The sequence below is a fragment of the Bordetella sp. MIP270_01_BMS genome (assembly GCF_054958705.1).
This window is the reverse complement of record NZ_CM143297.1, coordinates 4,380,609-4,395,000: the sequence shown is the minus strand read 5'-3', so window position 1 is coordinate 4,395,000 and position 14,392 is coordinate 4,380,609. Positions and strand designations below refer to the sequence as shown.

General features: G+C 64.9%; 14 protein-coding genes. 8 read left to right on the top strand and 6 right to left on the bottom strand.

Going from position 1 to position 14,392, the window contains the following annotated elements:
* Nucleotides 1-102: 102 nt before the first annotated feature.
* On the bottom strand, nt 103-372 hold the full coding sequence (locus ACV17W_RS20615; protein WP_462594230.1) for a YjiS-like domain-containing protein: 270 nt from the start codon (nt 370-372) through the stop codon (nt 103-105).
* An 86-nt stretch (nt 373-458) separates the two neighbouring features.
* On the opposite strand from ACV17W_RS20615, the gene ACV17W_RS20610 reads away from it, so the two are divergent.
* Entirely contained in the window at nt 459-1,412 is a 954-nt protein-coding gene (locus ACV17W_RS20610) for a LysR substrate-binding domain-containing protein (RefSeq protein ID WP_462594229.1), read from the top strand.
* 111 nt (nt 1,413-1,523) lie between these two features.
* The gene (locus ACV17W_RS20605) at nt 1,524-3,950 is read left to right on the top strand and encodes a DUF3772 domain-containing protein (protein ID WP_462594228.1); all 2,427 of its coding nucleotides are present in this window, start codon (nt 1,524-1,526) and stop codon (nt 3,948-3,950) included.
* On the opposite strand, the gene ACV17W_RS20600 is transcribed toward ACV17W_RS20605, so the two are convergent.
* Complete coding sequence (locus ACV17W_RS20600) at nt 3,925-5,295, bottom strand: aminotransferase-like domain-containing protein (protein WP_462594227.1); 1,371 nt, start codon at nt 5,293-5,295, stop codon at nt 3,925-3,927. The two genes, ACV17W_RS20605 and ACV17W_RS20600, sit on opposite strands and share 26 nt — an antisense overlap.
* Before the next feature lie 203 nt (nt 5,296-5,498).
* Here ACV17W_RS20600 and dctP point away from each other — a divergent pair, with 203 nt between their 5' ends.
* The 4 genes from dctP (at nt 5,499) to ACV17W_RS20580 (ending at nt 9,753) form a co-directional block, all read left to right on the top strand.
* A complete protein-coding gene (dctP, locus tag ACV17W_RS20595; RefSeq protein ID WP_462594225.1) occupies nt 5,499-6,542 on the top strand; it encodes a TRAP transporter substrate-binding protein DctP in 1,044 nt (347 codons plus the stop codon).
* Between the two features lie 69 nt (nt 6,543-6,611).
* Nucleotides 6,612-7,130 (top strand): TRAP transporter small permease subunit, encoded by a 519-nt coding sequence (locus ACV17W_RS20590; protein ID WP_462594224.1) that lies wholly within the window; start codon nt 6,612-6,614, stop codon nt 7,128-7,130.
* Entirely contained in the window at nt 7,127-8,443 is a 1,317-nt protein-coding gene (locus ACV17W_RS20585; RefSeq protein ID WP_462594223.1) for a TRAP transporter large permease, read from the top strand. Before ACV17W_RS20590 ends, ACV17W_RS20585 begins: the two co-directional genes overlap by 4 nt.
* Before the next feature lie 29 nt (nt 8,444-8,472).
* Entirely contained in the window at nt 8,473-9,753 is a 1,281-nt protein-coding gene (locus tag ACV17W_RS20580) for a hydroxymethylglutaryl-CoA reductase, degradative (RefSeq protein WP_462594222.1), read from the top strand.
* Between the two features lie 6 nt (nt 9,754-9,759).
* Here the strand turns inward: ACV17W_RS20580 and ACV17W_RS20575 are convergent, their stop codons facing one another.
* The 3 genes from ACV17W_RS20575 to ACV17W_RS20565 all read right to left on the bottom strand — a co-directional run bounded on the left by ACV17W_RS20575 (nt 9,760) and on the right by ACV17W_RS20565 (nt 11,847).
* On the bottom strand, nt 9,760-10,539 hold the full coding sequence (locus ACV17W_RS20575) for a TSUP family transporter (protein ID WP_462594221.1): 780 nt from the start codon (nt 10,537-10,539) through the stop codon (nt 9,760-9,762).
* Nucleotides 10,540-10,585: 46 nt separating this feature from the next.
* Complete coding sequence (locus ACV17W_RS20570; protein WP_462594220.1) at nt 10,586-11,467, bottom strand: EamA family transporter; 882 nt, start codon at nt 11,465-11,467, stop codon at nt 10,586-10,588.
* Between the two features lie 80 nt (nt 11,468-11,547).
* Nucleotides 11,548-11,847 (bottom strand): YciI-like protein, encoded by a 300-nt coding sequence (locus tag ACV17W_RS20565; RefSeq protein ID WP_462594219.1) that lies wholly within the window; start codon nt 11,845-11,847, stop codon nt 11,548-11,550.
* 72 nt (nt 11,848-11,919) lie between these two features.
* Here ACV17W_RS20565 and ACV17W_RS20560 point away from each other — a divergent pair, with 72 nt between their 5' ends.
* Complete coding sequence (locus ACV17W_RS20560; protein WP_462594218.1) at nt 11,920-12,210, top strand: antibiotic biosynthesis monooxygenase family protein; 291 nt, start codon at nt 11,920-11,922, stop codon at nt 12,208-12,210.
* Between the two features lie 38 nt (nt 12,211-12,248).
* Here the strand turns inward: ACV17W_RS20560 and ACV17W_RS20555 are convergent, their stop codons facing one another.
* Nucleotides 12,249-13,148: a LysR family transcriptional regulator gene (locus ACV17W_RS20555; RefSeq protein WP_462596602.1), complete on the bottom strand. Its 900-nt coding sequence runs from the start codon at nt 13,146-13,148 to the stop codon at nt 12,249-12,251.
* Nucleotides 13,149-13,253: 105 nt separating this feature from the next.
* Here ACV17W_RS20555 and ACV17W_RS20550 point away from each other — a divergent pair, with 105 nt between their 5' ends.
* Nucleotides 13,254-14,381, top strand: coding sequence for a muconate/chloromuconate family cycloisomerase (locus tag ACV17W_RS20550; RefSeq protein ID WP_462594217.1), 1,128 nt, complete (start codon nt 13,254-13,256; stop codon nt 14,379-14,381).
* The last annotated feature ends 11 nt before the right edge of the window (nt 14,382-14,392 follow it).

Below are 14,392 nucleotides of genomic sequence, written 5' to 3'. Positions count from 1 at the left end.
TCGCAACAAAGACTTCGGCCCCGCCACCTGGAAAACTGCACCCGGGCAACGAAGAGGCGAGACTATACACCAAATTTCGGGGCCGTGCCGGCCAGGCCCGCATCACAGGCGCAGCCACTGTTCGCGGTGGCGCTGATTGAGGTCACGCAGGGCGGCCGCGTGCAGGCGGGCCCAGGCGGGTGCGCCTATGTCCTTCAACTGGTGCTCGTCGAGCTCACTCAATAAAGTGGCCGTCTGCTGGCAGGCCCGGCGATCGCGATAGGCGTGCCAGTGCCATTGAAAGAAGTGCCGTGCGGCTTCGAGGCACATGGCAAGGCTGCGGCGAGGGACGGCGTAGCGGGGGCTCGCCAGTGGGCGTGATTCCATTTCCATGTTGGTCTCCCAGATTTGCGTACTGGTTAGCCTAAAAGCACAGGAACCGCGTGTATAGCGCATTGTTATCGCCGATTTGGTCAGTTATGCTTACCAGCATGAGCCGACTGCCCTTGAGCACCCTGCCCGCCTTCCGCGCCGTGGGCGAACTGCAGAACCTGCGCGCCGCCGCACAGCGGCTGCACCTGACTCACAGCGCGGTCAGCCAGCAGATACGCGTTCTGGAAGAACAACTGGGCTTCGAACTGTTCGACCGGCGCGGCCGACGCGTGGTGCTGAACAGCGCGGGCGAGACCTTGCTGCGCAGCGTGCAATGCGCGCTTGCGCAGCTGGAGGAAGGCGTACAGTCGGCGGGCCTGGTGGCCCGCGGCGCCAGCCAGCGCCTGCGGGTATCGGTGCTGCCCTCTTTTGCCCAGCGCTGGCTGCTGCCGCGCATGGCGCGCTGGCGCGATCGCCACCCTGAACTGACGCTGGAAATCGAAACCTCGCAGCAGGTCGCGGATTTGCAGCGCGAAGGCCTGCACGCGGCGCTGCGTTCCGGAACCGGCCCGTGGCCCGGCGTGGTGTCCGATCCTTTGTTCGACATGCCTATGCCGATGATCGTGCTGGCTTCCCCCGACACCGCCGCCCGCCTGCCCGACCAGGAGCCGGCCACGCTGGCCAGGCAGCCGCTGCTCGGCGATAAAGAGTTGTGGCGCCAGTGGTTCGCCGCGGCCGGGCTCAATGTCAATGTGGTTCCGGTGGCCACGTTCAACGACACGGGCCTGATGCTGCAGGCGGTGGAACAAGGACTGGGACTGGGACTGGGACGTGAATTGCTGGCGGCCGACGCCCTGTGCGCCGGGCGGCTGGTGAAGGTGTCTGCGATCAGCGTGGATCTGGCCCCGGCGGATACCTATCACTTGGTATATCCACCCGGATTGCGCAACTGGCCGCCTCTGGAAGCGCTGCGCCTGTGGATACGTGACGAGCTGGAACGATCGCGTGACCTGCTCTCTGCCGCCCCGCCTCGGACGGGCGATTCTGAATCCAAACGTTGACCCCGTAAAGGGGTATGTCTGGAACGACCTTTTGCACAGGTTTGGTTGCAACCGCCGCTGACGCCCTTGCTATGCTGGCCGTCGGATAATCGGGCGCGAGGTTTACCCGTCATGACGTCGTACGTGGGCGCGCAATGCGCCCTGTGGCTCCGCCTGCTGGCGGCACTGTTGCTGTACCTGGCGGTGTGCGCGACTGCATCGACGGCGCCTCAGCCGGAGCGGCCTCCCGACGCGGCGCAGGCGGAATCAGTGCTGAGCGATGCGCGCAAGCAGATCGACCAGATCCGTGAAAAACTGGAAGACACCGGCGACGATGCGCAACTGGTGCGATGGCGCACCGACGCGTTGGACCTGCAGTCCAAGGCCGACGCGCTGGCCGAGGCGCTGACGCCACAGTTGGCCAGCATCAGCGCACGCCTGAGCGAGCTCGGCGAACCTCCGTCCGGTACGCGGGAGGCACCGGATGTGGCGGCCCAGCGTGCGCAACTGCAGAAAGACACCCGCGCGCTGGACTCGCAAATCAAGCTGGCGAGGCTGCTTTCAGTGGAGGCTGCACAGACCGCCGAACAGATCTCGACACTGAGGCGCAATCAGTTCCAGGCACGCCTGGGCGAGCGGCGCGATTCGATTGTGGGGTCGCCATTCTGGTCCGAACTGCGGGGCGACCTGCCGCGCGACTGGGACCGACTCGCGGGGCTGGCCGGTGAACTGCGCGAGGCCGCCGCAGCCACGCCCGCCGGTGTATGGGTGGCCCTGGCGCTGGCGGCTGCGGTTGTGCTCGCGCTGCGCGCGGCTTGCAGCCGCCTGCTGGTGCGCCTGACGGCCACGCGCGTGCCGCCCGGCAGACTGCGTCGATCATTCCTGGCGGTGAGTATCGTGGTTCTGGCGGTAGCCACGCCAGGATTGATCGCCGCTATGCTGAATATCGGTCTTACCTGGAACGGCACACTGGCCGACGACACAGTGGCGCTGCTGGGCGACCTGGTGGCGGTCGTCTGTTTCGGCGGCTTTGTCGCCGGGCTCGGGTACGCGCTGCTGGCACCCGAGCGACCCAGCTGGCGGCTGCCCGCCATGCACGACGATGTGGCACAGGGCATGCGCCGGCTGCCACTGGTGCTCGGCATACTGGTCGTCACCCTATGGCTCAGCGATGAACTGCCGGTACTGCTGAACGCGACCTTGACGACCACGATTGCGGTGACGACACTGGCGGCGCTGATGCTGGCCATCGTCTTTGCGTGGGCCTTGCGGCGCAGCACGCGTTTGCAGCAGCAGGTACGCCAGGCGGGCGAAGACGGCCGGGTCGCCGCCCGTCCGTTCTGGGCATCAACCCTGGTCGTGCTGGCATGGGCAGTCCTGGGCGCCAGCATCGCGAGCCTGCTTGCCGGCTACATCGCCTTCGGCAGCTTCCTCGTGAAGCAATTGCTGTGGAGCCTTGCGATTCTGTGCTCGGCTTACCTGCTGTCCGTGTTGATCGAAGATGGCTTCAGCACCCTGCTGGCCGCATCTCCGCACGATGAATCCGATGCGCGCCACCGGCTGCGCAGCCAGGCCGCCGTGCTGCTGTCCGGCATTGGGCGGGTTGCCGTGACCCTGCTTGCCATTCTGTTGTTGCTCGCCCCATTCGGCGAAGGTCCGAGTGACCTGCTGCATCGGGTCGACCAATTGCATAGCGGCCTGCAGATCGGTGAGGTGCATCTGCGGCCCGGCGCATTGTTCCAGGCGCTGATCGTGCTTGCACTGTGCCTGCTGGGGGTGCGCTTGCTCAAGCGCTGGCTGGCGAACCGCTATCTGCCCACCACAGAACTCGATCCCGGCATGCAGCTGTCGGCGGCCACATTGTTTGGCTATACAGGCATCGTCGTGGCCGTGGCGCTTGCGTTGTCGGCCCTCGGCATAGGGCTGGAAAGGGTTGCATGGATCGCGAGCGCGCTGTCTGTTGGCATCGGCTTCGGATTACAGGCCGTGGTGCAGAACTTTGTTTCCGGCCTGATACTGCTCGCGGAACGCCCCGTGAAAGTGGGCGACTGGGTGTCGCTGGGTGGGGTTGAAGGCGACATCCTGCGCATCAATGTACGAGCCACCGAGATACAGATGTCCGATCGTTCTACCGTCATCGTGCCGAACTCCGAGTTCGTGACGAAGACGGTACGCAACGTCACGCACGCGAACCCGTTGGGGCTGGTGCAGGTGAAGTTGCCCATGCCCCTGGATGCGGATGCCGAACGCGTGCGTGCCCTGATGCTGGAGGCCTTCAATGCCCACGAGGGCATTCTGGACGCTCCGCCGGCCGACGTGTTCCTGGAAGGCATCGAGAACGGGCACTTGATGTTCAATGCGCGCGGCTACGTCAGCTCGCCCCGCAGCACGTACGGTGTGCGAAGCGCCCTGCTGTACGACATACTGGCCCGCATGGCGGCGGCCAGGCTGCCGCTCGCATCGCCCTCGACGCTGGTGCTCGCGCGCAATCCGCGCGGCGCGTCGTCGCCGGACGCCGCGCCGCTGGCCGCGCCTAGCGGCCCAGACAACGCTTCATGAAGTCGAGAAAGCGCGGGTCAGTCGCGTAGGCGATGTTCACGCGCAAGGCCGACGTCAACTGCCCGCGGTCGGGCATGAAGATGGCACCCGGGGCAAGGAAGATGCTGGCATCCGACGCCGCGCTTGCCAGCGCCAGTTCGTCTTGCCCGGGCTTCAGGCGCGCCCACAAATAGTAGCCGCCCCCAGCCGCATACGGCAGCGCCAGGCCGGCGCTCTTGAGCGCCACCACAGCCGCACGGGTGGCGCGCTCGACATGGGCCTTGAGACGCCGCTGGTGTTTCAGGTACTGGCCGCTGGCTATGAGATCGAAGACCACGCGCTCGACGTAATCGGATGTGCTGACCAGGGTCAGCATTTTCAGGTCGCACAAGGCGTTCGCCAATGTGCCGTTGGCCGCCAGATACCCCACCCTGAGGCTGGCTGACAGCGTCTTGGAATAAGTGCCTACGTAGATCACCCTCTCGAGCTGGTCCAGCGTGGCCAAGCGCGGACTTTCGGGCGGCAGGATGTCGGCGAAGGGGTCGTCTTCGACGATGTAGAAGCCATATTGCGCCGCAGTCTGCAGCACTCGATGGGCGACAGGCAAGGTCATGGATCCGCCAGTCGGGTTGTGGGCCAGCGACTGCGTGAAGAACACCTTGGGCTTGTATTCGGCGGCTTTCTGGGCAAGGTCGTCCAGATCGGGGCCGTCGGCGCGACGACGCACGCCGACCAGCTTCACGTTGGAAAACCTCAACTTGCCGAACAACGGGTAATACCCGGGACTATCGACCAGGGCGACGTCACCGGGCTCGAGCAGCTGGCGGGCTACCAGATCAAGAGCGTGGTTGGCGCCGTGCGTCAGCAGCACTTGATCCGCTTCGGCCTGAATCCCCCGTTCCGCCAAGGTCAGCGAGATGCGCTCGCGCAGGGGCTTGTAGCCCCAGGGATTGCCATAGCCGTGCCCGATGTCGGTATTGCGCGCCGTTCTGGCGCCGCCGGACGGCCGGCTCAGGTCAAAACGCTCCATCCAGGATGGAGGTGGGCGACCATCGCCCACGCGCACTTCGTAGTGCTGCACCAACTGCTCGCGCAGCAGCGACACCGTGTCTATCGCTTGCGCGACGTGACGCGAACGCTGCTCGGACGACAGGGGACGGCTGGCCGCAACGTAGTAGCCCGACCCGGGCCTGGCCTGCAAATGCCCCATGGCGACCAGTCTGTCATACGCGTCGGCCATGGTGTTCTTGGAAACCCCGTGCTCGACCGCTCCCGCCCGCACCGACGGGAGGCGCTGCCCGGGTTTGAGCATCCCTCGGGCCACCCGCTCCGCGATCTGTTCAACGATGGCGCCAACCCGGCTCATGACCACTCCTGACGTGAATGTGTACCAATCGTGTATCTGGGACAGTTTTACGACTTACCCGTCAACTGTACCTTGTTTTGTCCCGGATAAGCGCCGATTATCCCATCTGCCAGGACAAGGCGAACCGCATGGGGCCCGCCCCGACCGGCGTGTGCTACCACGCTGGAACGACGGATCCCACTCAGAACATCAAAGGAGGAGATATGAAGACCATCGATCGCCGCTCGGCTATCAAGACTCTGGGACTGGGCGCACTAGGCGCGGCCGGCATATCGACCGGGATGCCCGCACACGCCCAGGAAGCCGTGACCTGGCGCATGCAGGCCCTGTGGGATGGCGGCACCACGCCGCAGAAATTCGAAGAACGCTTCGTCACGCGAGTCGGTGAACTGACCGATGGCAAATTCAAGATCGAACTGTTCTCTGCCGGCCAGCTGGTGCCCGCCAACCAGGCCTTCGACGCAGTACGGGGCGGCGCCTTCCAGATGATGAAGACGTTCGACGGCTACGAAGCCGGCAAGATTCCAGGGCTGGCATTCACGAGCACGGTGCCATTCGGCTTTCCGGAAGCTGACCAGTACGAAGCATGGTTCTATGAACTGGGCGGACTGGACCTCGCTCGCGAGGCGTATGCGCCGGCCGGGCTGTTCTACATCGCTCCGACGGTGTACGGTCCGGAGCCCATCCATTCGAAGGTGCCCATCAATTCCATGGCCGATCTGCGCGGCAAGAAGGGACGCTTCGTGGGCCTGGCCTCGACTGTGATGGGCTCGCTGGGCGTCGCGGTGACCCCGCTGCCTACCGGCGAGGTTTATTCGGCGCTGGACAAGGGGGTGATCGACCTGGCCGACCGGGGCGACCTCACGGCGAACCTGGAAGCCGGGCTGGGCGAAGTGGCCAAGTACATCATCATGCCTGGCCCGCACCAACCCACCACGGCCACCAGCTATGTGGCCAATCGGGCCGCTTACGAGCGCTTGCCCGCGCCATACAAGGCCGCGCTGGCCGCGGCCGCACGCGAGACATCCGCCGCGCTGCGCCAGCATATTCTCGTGGCCGACGGCAAGGCACTGGAGGCCTTCAAGGCGCAGGGCGTCACGGTCAGCGCCTTTGACCCGGCAGAACTTGCCCAGGCGCGGTCACAGGTCGTGCAGACGTGGCAGAAAGCGGCCGGCAACAACCCGAACGCGACAAAGATCCTGGAAAGCCAGATGGCATTCCTGAAGCGCCTGGGCCTGCTGGCCTGACGCACCCACGGGCGGGCCGTCAGGCCCGCCGCATCGCGGGTGCACGCCTGCATTACCACCGAGACCTTCATGCCTGGACCCATACGCTGGTATGTCGCGCTGGTGACCAGGATCAACCGCGTGTTGTTCCTGATCGTTGCCGGCTTGATGTTGATCATCGTTCCCGTCATGCTCTACGAAGTGACGGCGCGCTATGTTTTCGGCGCGCCCACGGTATGGGGCATGGAACTCGCGACGATGCTGTTCGGCCCCTACTTCTTGCTGGGCGGCCCGTATTTGCTGCATTTGCGCGGCCACGTCAATCTGGACCTGGTGCGGCGCCGGCTCTCGACGGAACGGATACGCCAGCTCGACCTGTTCAACCACGTGATCATCATGGCGTTCTGCGTGATTCTGGCGACGTATTCACTGCCGCTTGCCATGCAGTCCCTGGCGTTTCAAGAGACCTCGTTCACTGCCTGGAATCCCCCGGTATGGCCACTGAAGTTCGCTGTGCCACTGGCCGTCATACTGCTCGGCGCACAGAGTCTGGCTGAGTTCCTGCGCCTGTGGGTGCGCGACCCCGCGGCGATGGAGCTCAACCCATGACGCTCAGCCCCAACACCATTCTGCTGATCATGTTCGGCGGATTGACGGTCCTGATGCTGACCGGCCTGCCGATCGCCTTCGTGCTGGGCGGCCTGTCCCTGCTCTTGACTGTCACGCTGTGGAATGCCGATGCCGTCGTGCTCATGGTGCTGCAGATTTTCGACACCATGCGCTCCGAGGCGCTGCTGGGCATCCCGCTGTACATATTGATGGCAGGCATTCTGCAGCGCTCCGGCGTGATCGAAGACCTGTACCGCGCGATGGAACTCTGGTTTGGCCGCCTGCGCGGCGGCCTGGCCATCGGCACTGTCGTCATATGCGTGCTGATGGCGGCCATGACCGGCGTGGTGGGCGCAGCCGTCACCGCGATGGCATTGCTGGCCATGCCGGAAATGCTTCGACGCGGCTACGACCCCAAGCTCGTCACGGGCACCATCTGCGCATCCGGCACGCTGGGCATTCTGATCCCTCCGTCGGTCCTGACCATTGTTTATGCGGTGACGGCCCAGGTGTCGATAGGCAAGATGCTGATCGCCGGACTCATACCGGGACTGATTCTCGCAGGGCTGTATGTCCTGTACATCCTGTACGTGGCGTACTTCCGGCCGGGCCAGGTTCCGCCACCTACCGGCGACCCGGTGCCGCTGGGAGTGAAATTGCGCAGCCTGCGGGCGATCATCCTGCCGATGATGCTGATCGTGATGATTCTGGGCTCGATCTTCTTCGGCATCGCCACGCCGACGGAGGCCGCGGCGGTCGGCGTACTGGGTGCAGTGCTGGCCAGTGCGATACGCGGCAAGCTGACGCTGCGCAATCTGAGCGTGTCTGCCATAGAGACGCTGAAGGCCACCGCAATGATTCTGTGGATCACAATCGGCGCCAAGGCCTATGTGGCGATCTTCACCGGATTGGGCGGCGCAAACACCCTGATGACATTCATCCAGCAGCTGGACGTACCGCCCTACGCCATTCTGGCCGCGATGATGCTGATCCTGATCTTCCTGGGAACGGCGCTGGACGAGATCGGCATCATTCTGCTGACGGTTCCCGTATTCCTGCCCATCGTGCGGCTGCTCGGCTTTGACGAGATCTGGTTCGGGGTGCTGTATGCGATCACCATCCAGACCGGATATATCAGCCCTCCATTCGGATACACGCTGTTCTACATCAAGGGGCCGCTGCCGCCGCACCTGGGCATGGGCACGGTCTATCGCGGCGTGACGCCCTTCATGTTGCTGCAGGTGGTGGCCTTGCTGATATGCGCCGCCTTCCCTGGCCTGGTGACGTGGCTGCCGCGCCTGATGGCCAATTGAATCTACCTTCGATACCTGGATACACGATCGTGAACACACACGCCAAGAGCTCCCGCATTTCCGGTTTCCACAAAGACGACATTCAGACCCGGCTGGCCCGCGTGGCGGCATTCGCCGACCTGGACGACGAGACCGTGCGCCATCTGGCTAACATGGGCAATCTCGACCCGCACCTGGCGGACCACCTGATCGAGAACGTGGTGGCGACGCTGAATATCCCCATCGGCGTCGCCACCAATATGAAAGTCGATGGCGTGGACGTGCTGATTCCGATGGCGACCGAAGAATCGTCGGTGGTCGCGGCGGTATGCAACGCCGCGCGCCAATGCTATGACCAGGGCGGCTTCACGACTTCAATGTCCGGCTCGCTGATGATCGCGCAGGTACAGCTGGTGGGGGTGACGGACCCCGCACATGCCCGCATGCGCATCCTCGAGCGCAAAGCCGAAATCAAGGCATTGTGCGATGCCTGCGACCCCCTGCTGGTGAAGCTGGGCGGCGGTCTGCAGGATGTAGAGGTGCGCCAGGTCGACACCGCGGGTGGCCCGATGGTGATCACGCACTTGATCGTGGACACGCGCGACGCCATGGGCGCCAACGCGGTCAACAGCATGGCCGAGAAGCTGGCGCCGCACATCGAGGCCTGGACAGGCGGACGCGTCTACCTGCGCATTCTTTCCAATCTTGCCGACCGCCGGCTGGCCCGTGCGCGAGCCGTATGGACGTGCGAAGCCATTGGCGGCGCCTCGGTGCGCGACGGGATCATCAGCGCCTACCGCTTTGCCGCCGCCGACCCGTACCGCGCGGCGACGCATAACAAAGGCATCATGAACGGCGTGTCCGCCGTGGTGCTGGCCACCGGCAACGACACGCGCGCGGTGGAGGCCGGCGCACATGCCTACGCGGCGCGCAAGGGCTGGTATTCCAGCCTGACCGACTGGGAAGTCACCGCCGACGGAAACCTGGCCGGCACGCTGGAAATGCCCATGGCCGTGGGCCTGGTGGGCGGTGCGACAAAACTGCATCCGACTGCCCGCGCCTGCCTCAAGATCCTGGGCGTGGCGACTGCGGAGCGTCTGGCCAGGGTAATTGCCGCCGTCGGACTCGCCCAGAATTTCTCTGCCCTGAAGGCGCTGGCCACCACCGGCATACAGAAGGGTCACATGTCCCTGCATGCGCAAAACATCGCCATGATGGCGGGCGCGGTGGGCGATGAGATCGAACGTGTCGCCAAGGCCCTGGTGACGCAGGGCGCCGTCCGCGTCGACGTCGCAGAAGCCGAACTGGCCCGGCTTCGGGGCCAGGGCTGATACCGTCTAGCCCGCTGCGAGCGCCGAAGCCAGCAAGGCGCGCGTAGCGGGGATCAGCAGGCCCAGGCCTGAAATCAGCAACAGCACGAACACCATGCGTCTGACGGTTTGCACGGACCCGGATGACGCGTAGCGACGCACTGCCCAGGTCAGGACCACCACCACCGGCAGGGCCTCCAGACTGAGCCACAGCGACGTGGCGCCCAGGCTGCCATGCCCGGCGACCAGCGCCAGCCGTACCACGGCATTCGCGGCGAACAGCGCCAGCAAGGTATTGCGCACCAGCCCCAGCGGCAATGGCTGCCGGTACAAGTGATAGACCATGGGTGGCCCGGCGCTTGAAAACAGGCCACCCAGCACGCCCGATAAAGTGCCATACAGCACAAAGGACGCGGGCGATGAAACGCGCGGCAAGGGCCGTGCGCGACTCGCCAGCAGGAACGCGCATGCCAGGATCGTGAGGCCCAGCAGCCAGTGCAACAGCAGGGCTGTGTTGCCACTGATCCATTCCAGGGCCGCGACGCCCGCAACGACGCCGATCAAACTGGCAGCGAGAGGCAGCCGGATAAAGTTCCAGCTCAAGTGCGAACGTGCGTGCCCAAGCGCGACCACGGCGTTGGCCAACGTCAGCAGGCTGACCACATTCGACACCTCGGGCAGTGGCGCCAGCGAAAGCAGCCCGCTGAGCCCCAGCAGCACCAGTCCGAACGCAAACCCCGTCATGGTCTGGGCATACGTGGCAAGCGCCACGCAGCCCAGGAACAGCAAATGATCAACCCACGTCATCCTGCCACTACGACAACTGTCACGGGCGCGTGCGCGCCGCGTTCCGCTACCGCCTGCCTCCTGTGCGACTTGCGACCATGTTCAGGGACAGACCGGCCAGCACCAGGCCGGCGGCCATTGCCTTCCAGAATGGCAACGGCTCGCCCAGCATGGCGACGGAAGCCAGAATGCCGAATACCGGCACCAGCAATGCCATGGGTGTAATCGTGGCTGCGGGATGGCGGGCCAGCAGCCACCCCCACACGCCAAAGGCGTACACGGTATTGCCGACGGCCTGCCACAAGGCCGCCAGCCAGGCGCCCACGCTGGCGTTCGCCAACGCCTGCCCTATGCTCGCCGGACCGTCAACGGCGACACTGATCAGGGCGAGCGGGACAATCGCGAACAGGCTGCTCCATGCGGTGAAGGCAAGCATGTTCACACGCCCAACGCCCCGCATGACCATATTGGTGCACGCCCACGCCACCCCGGCTGTCAGGACGATGCCCAGCCCGGTCAATGTGACCGCGGCGGCCGTATCGGCGACACTGCGCCAGGCCACGAGCCCATACCCGGCCACTGCGAGTGCAAGCGCAGCGACCTGCAGGGGACGTATGCGCTCGCCTTTGAGGATCGACGACATCAGTATGGTGAAGAAGACCTGCGATTGGATCACCAGCGATGCCAGGCCTGGCGAAATGTCTTGCCGCATGGCCCAATACAACAAGCCGAACTGCCCTACGCCCAGCAGCAGTCCCGTGACCACCAGCGCACGCCACGGTACCGCCGGCCGCCGGAAGATGAAGACCCAGGGTAGCGCCGACAGCAGGAAACGCAGCGCGGCGAACAGGAAGGCAGGAAACTCGGCCAGCCCCCATTTGATGACGACGAAGTTCGTGCCCCAGATGAAGACTGCGGAAAGCGCCAACAGCGAATGGGACAGCGGCATGAATCATGCGGGGGGGTGGAAGGCCAGGCCGCATCATACCGCTGTCGAGACCGCCGCCCCGTTCCGGGGGGGGCCGTGGCTCAGCCGGGTACCGGATGAGCGGCTTGCGCGCCCACCACCGTGGTCCAGGGACGCACGCGCCACTGACGCACCAGACCGGCCCTCACGTAGGGGTCGGCGCGGGCAAAGGCTTCGGCCACGTCGGGGGAGTCGGCCTTGAACAGCAACACGGCCTGGTCGGCGGGATCGGCCAGCGCTCCGCCCAGGACCAGCTCGCCCCGCGCAACCGCCTCGCGGGCCAGAGCCAAGTGTTCGTCGCGAAACTCACCCCGGCGTTGAAGGTACTCGGGCACCAGGTCATAGAACATCAGATAATGCATGGCCGCTCCTGCGCAGATTGGATAATTTCCGATCATACTTGCCATCGCACACCCGCCATCAAGGAAAATCCGATGATTCTGGAAATCGCCAGCATTCTTGTCACCGCCGGCCATGAGGCCGAATTCGAAGCCGCCGTGGCCCAGGCCAAGCCGCTGTTCATGCGCGCCCGGGGCTGCCACGGCGTCAGCCTGCATCGCTCGATCGAGAATCCGCAGCAGTACACCCTGGTGGTCGATTGGGAAACCGTCGACCACCATATGGTCGACTTTCGCGAATCGGCCGACTTCCAGGAATGGCGCAAGCTGGTCGGGCCGCATTTTGCTCAGGCGCCTCAGGTACATCACGAAGCCAAGGTGCTCTGAGCGCTCAACTCATTACGGCCGGCGCCACCGGCCGCCGCTCAGACGCTTTCGACGCTGGCGGCGGCCAGTTGCGCCGCGAGTTCCACCGCCTGCGCGAGAAACGGTGACTTATCTTCCTTGCGGTGACTGAGAATAAGCGGCGAGACGAACGAGGCCGCGTCGATAGGCACGTGGGTCACATCTATGCGTTGTTGACGCTGCACCGATTGCGGCACCACGGTAATGCCCAGCCCCGCCGCGACCAGGCCCATCGCCGTCTGCAGTTCGTTGGCCTCTTGTACGACGCGCGGCGCGTGGCCGGCCGCGCGAAACAAGCCCAGCACGTGGTCCGCATAATTGGGGCGCGGCCGCGCCGGATAAAGCACGAAAGGCTGTGCGGCAAGCTGCTCGATACTCAGTTCGTGCCGCCGGGCCAGCGGATGCCCGAGCGGGAGCGCCGCAACCAGCGGCTCGGTCAGCAGAACCCGCCGTTCGATGGCCGGGTCGTCGAACACGATACGGCCTATGCCCAAGTCGATGCGTGCGGCCTTCAGGGCCTCTATCTGAGGCAGGGTGGTCATCTCGGCCAGGCCGACCTCGATCCGTGGATCAGCCTCGCGCACGCGGCGGATCAGTTCCGGCACGAAGCCATACAGACTGGACGGCACGAAGCCTATGCCGAACCAACCCCGCTCGTTGCGCCCCAGCCTGCGCGTGCCTTGTATCACTTCGTCCAGCCGGGTCGTCAACTGCATTGATTGCTCGAGCAGGAAGCGCCCTGCCTCGGTCAGTCTGAGGCTGCGAGCACCGCGCTCGATCAGCGTGACACCGATCTCGTCTTCGAGTTGCCGGATCTGCCTGCTGAGGGGGGGCTGCGCAATATGCAGACGCGCTGCCGCGCGCGTGAAGCTGCCTTCCTGCGCCACGGCCTGGAAATAGCGTAAATGCCGGAGTTCCATCGGTTGCCATACCTTCAAGGTATCGAAAGGAACCAATATAGTCTTGGACCCCATGAAAATTGAGCAGCATACTGAAGTCTGCAACCACTTCTTTGCGATCCAGGTATGAGTGCCATCCACATTGAACACATCGAGTCCCTACTGGTCGACTTGCCCACCATCCGGGCACACCAGCTCGCCATGGCGGTCATGCAACGGCAGACCCTGGTCATCGTGCGCCTGCGCTGCAGCGACGGCGTGGAAGGCATTGGCGAGGCGACGACCATCGGCGGCCTGAGCTACGGCGACGAAAGTCCGGAAGGCATCAAGCTCGCCATTGATACTTACCTGGCGCCCGCGCTTGTCGGGCAGGACGCGGCCAACATAAGGGGTGCACTGCTGCGCCTGGATAAAGTGGCCCGTGGCAACCGTTTCGCCAAATCCGCACTGGAGACGGCGCTCCTCGATGCGCAAGGCAAGCGCCTGCAGGTTTCCGTGGCCACATTGCTGGGGGGAGCGGCGCGGACGCGACTGCCGGTACTGTGGACGCTGGCCAGCGGCGACACCGCACAAGACATTGATGAAGCCGAGGCGCTGTTGCACTCGGGCCGGCACGACACCTTCAAACTGAAGGTGGGCCGGCGCGACGTCGCAAAGGATGTCGCGCATGTCACGCGGATCAAGCGGACACTGGGCGATCGCGCCCGTGTCACGGTGGACGTCAACCAGGCCTGGAACGAGGCCGAGGCCGCCGGAGCGATTGCGCGCCTGGAAGAAGCCGGGGTGGATCTGATCGAGCAGCCCATCCCGCGCGCCCACCTCGCCGGGATGGCGCGCCTGGCCGCCCGGTTCGTCGTGCCCATCATGGCGGACGAAGCCATATGTACGCCGGAAGACGCCCTGGATATCGCCCGCGTGGGCGCGGCCGATGTGCTGGCCCTGAAGATCGCCAAGTCGGGGGGGCTGCTCGAGATGACGCGCACGGCCGCGGTGGGCGATGCGGCCGGCATGGCGCTCTACGGCGGCACCATGTTGGAAGGGTCGATCGGCTCCGTGGCGGCGGCGCACGGGTTTGCCACCTTGCCGCGCCTGGCCTGGGGCACCGAGCTGTTCGGCCCATTGCTGCTGAAAGACGACATCGTCGTATCCCCACCGCGATACGGCGAGTTCTCGATGGAGCTGCCGGAAGGGCCCGGGCTCGGGCTCACCCTGGATGAAGACAAACTGGCTTTCTATCGGCGGGCCGAATCCTGACCGAGGCCCGG

Excerpts from the sequence above, each read along its gene's own strand:
- ACV17W_RS20615 (WP_462594230.1), bottom strand. The coding sequence starts at position 372 with ATGGAAATGGAATCACGCCCACTGGCGAGCCCCCGCTACGCCGTCCCT.
- ACV17W_RS20610 (WP_462594229.1), top strand. The coding sequence starts at position 459 with ATGCTTACCAGCATGAGCCGACTGCCCTTGAGCACCCTGCCCGCCTTC.
- ACV17W_RS20605 (WP_462594228.1), top strand. The coding sequence starts at position 1,524 with ATGACGTCGTACGTGGGCGCGCAATGCGCCCTGTGGCTCCGCCTGCTG.
- ACV17W_RS20600 (WP_462594227.1), bottom strand. The coding sequence starts at position 5,295 with ATGAGCCGGGTTGGCGCCATCGTTGAACAGATCGCGGAGCGGGTGGCC.
- dctP (WP_462594225.1), top strand. The coding sequence starts at position 5,499 with ATGAAGACCATCGATCGCCGCTCGGCTATCAAGACTCTGGGACTGGGC.
- ACV17W_RS20590 (WP_462594224.1), top strand. The coding sequence starts at position 6,612 with ATGCCTGGACCCATACGCTGGTATGTCGCGCTGGTGACCAGGATCAAC.
- ACV17W_RS20585 (WP_462594223.1), top strand. The coding sequence starts at position 7,127 with ATGACGCTCAGCCCCAACACCATTCTGCTGATCATGTTCGGCGGATTG.
- ACV17W_RS20575 (WP_462594221.1), bottom strand. The coding sequence starts at position 10,539 with ATGACGTGGGTTGATCATTTGCTGTTCCTGGGCTGCGTGGCGCTTGCC.
- ACV17W_RS20570 (WP_462594220.1), bottom strand. The coding sequence starts at position 11,467 with ATGCCGCTGTCCCATTCGCTGTTGGCGCTTTCCGCAGTCTTCATCTGG.
- ACV17W_RS20565 (WP_462594219.1), bottom strand. The coding sequence starts at position 11,847 with ATGCATTATCTGATGTTCTATGACCTGGTGCCCGAGTACCTTCAACGC.
- ACV17W_RS20560 (WP_462594218.1), top strand. The coding sequence starts at position 11,920 with ATGATTCTGGAAATCGCCAGCATTCTTGTCACCGCCGGCCATGAGGCC.
- ACV17W_RS20555 (WP_462596602.1), bottom strand. The coding sequence starts at position 13,148 with ATGGAACTCCGGCATTTACGCTATTTCCAGGCCGTGGCGCAGGAAGGC.
- ACV17W_RS20550 (WP_462594217.1), top strand. The coding sequence starts at position 13,254 with ATGAGTGCCATCCACATTGAACACATCGAGTCCCTACTGGTCGACTTG.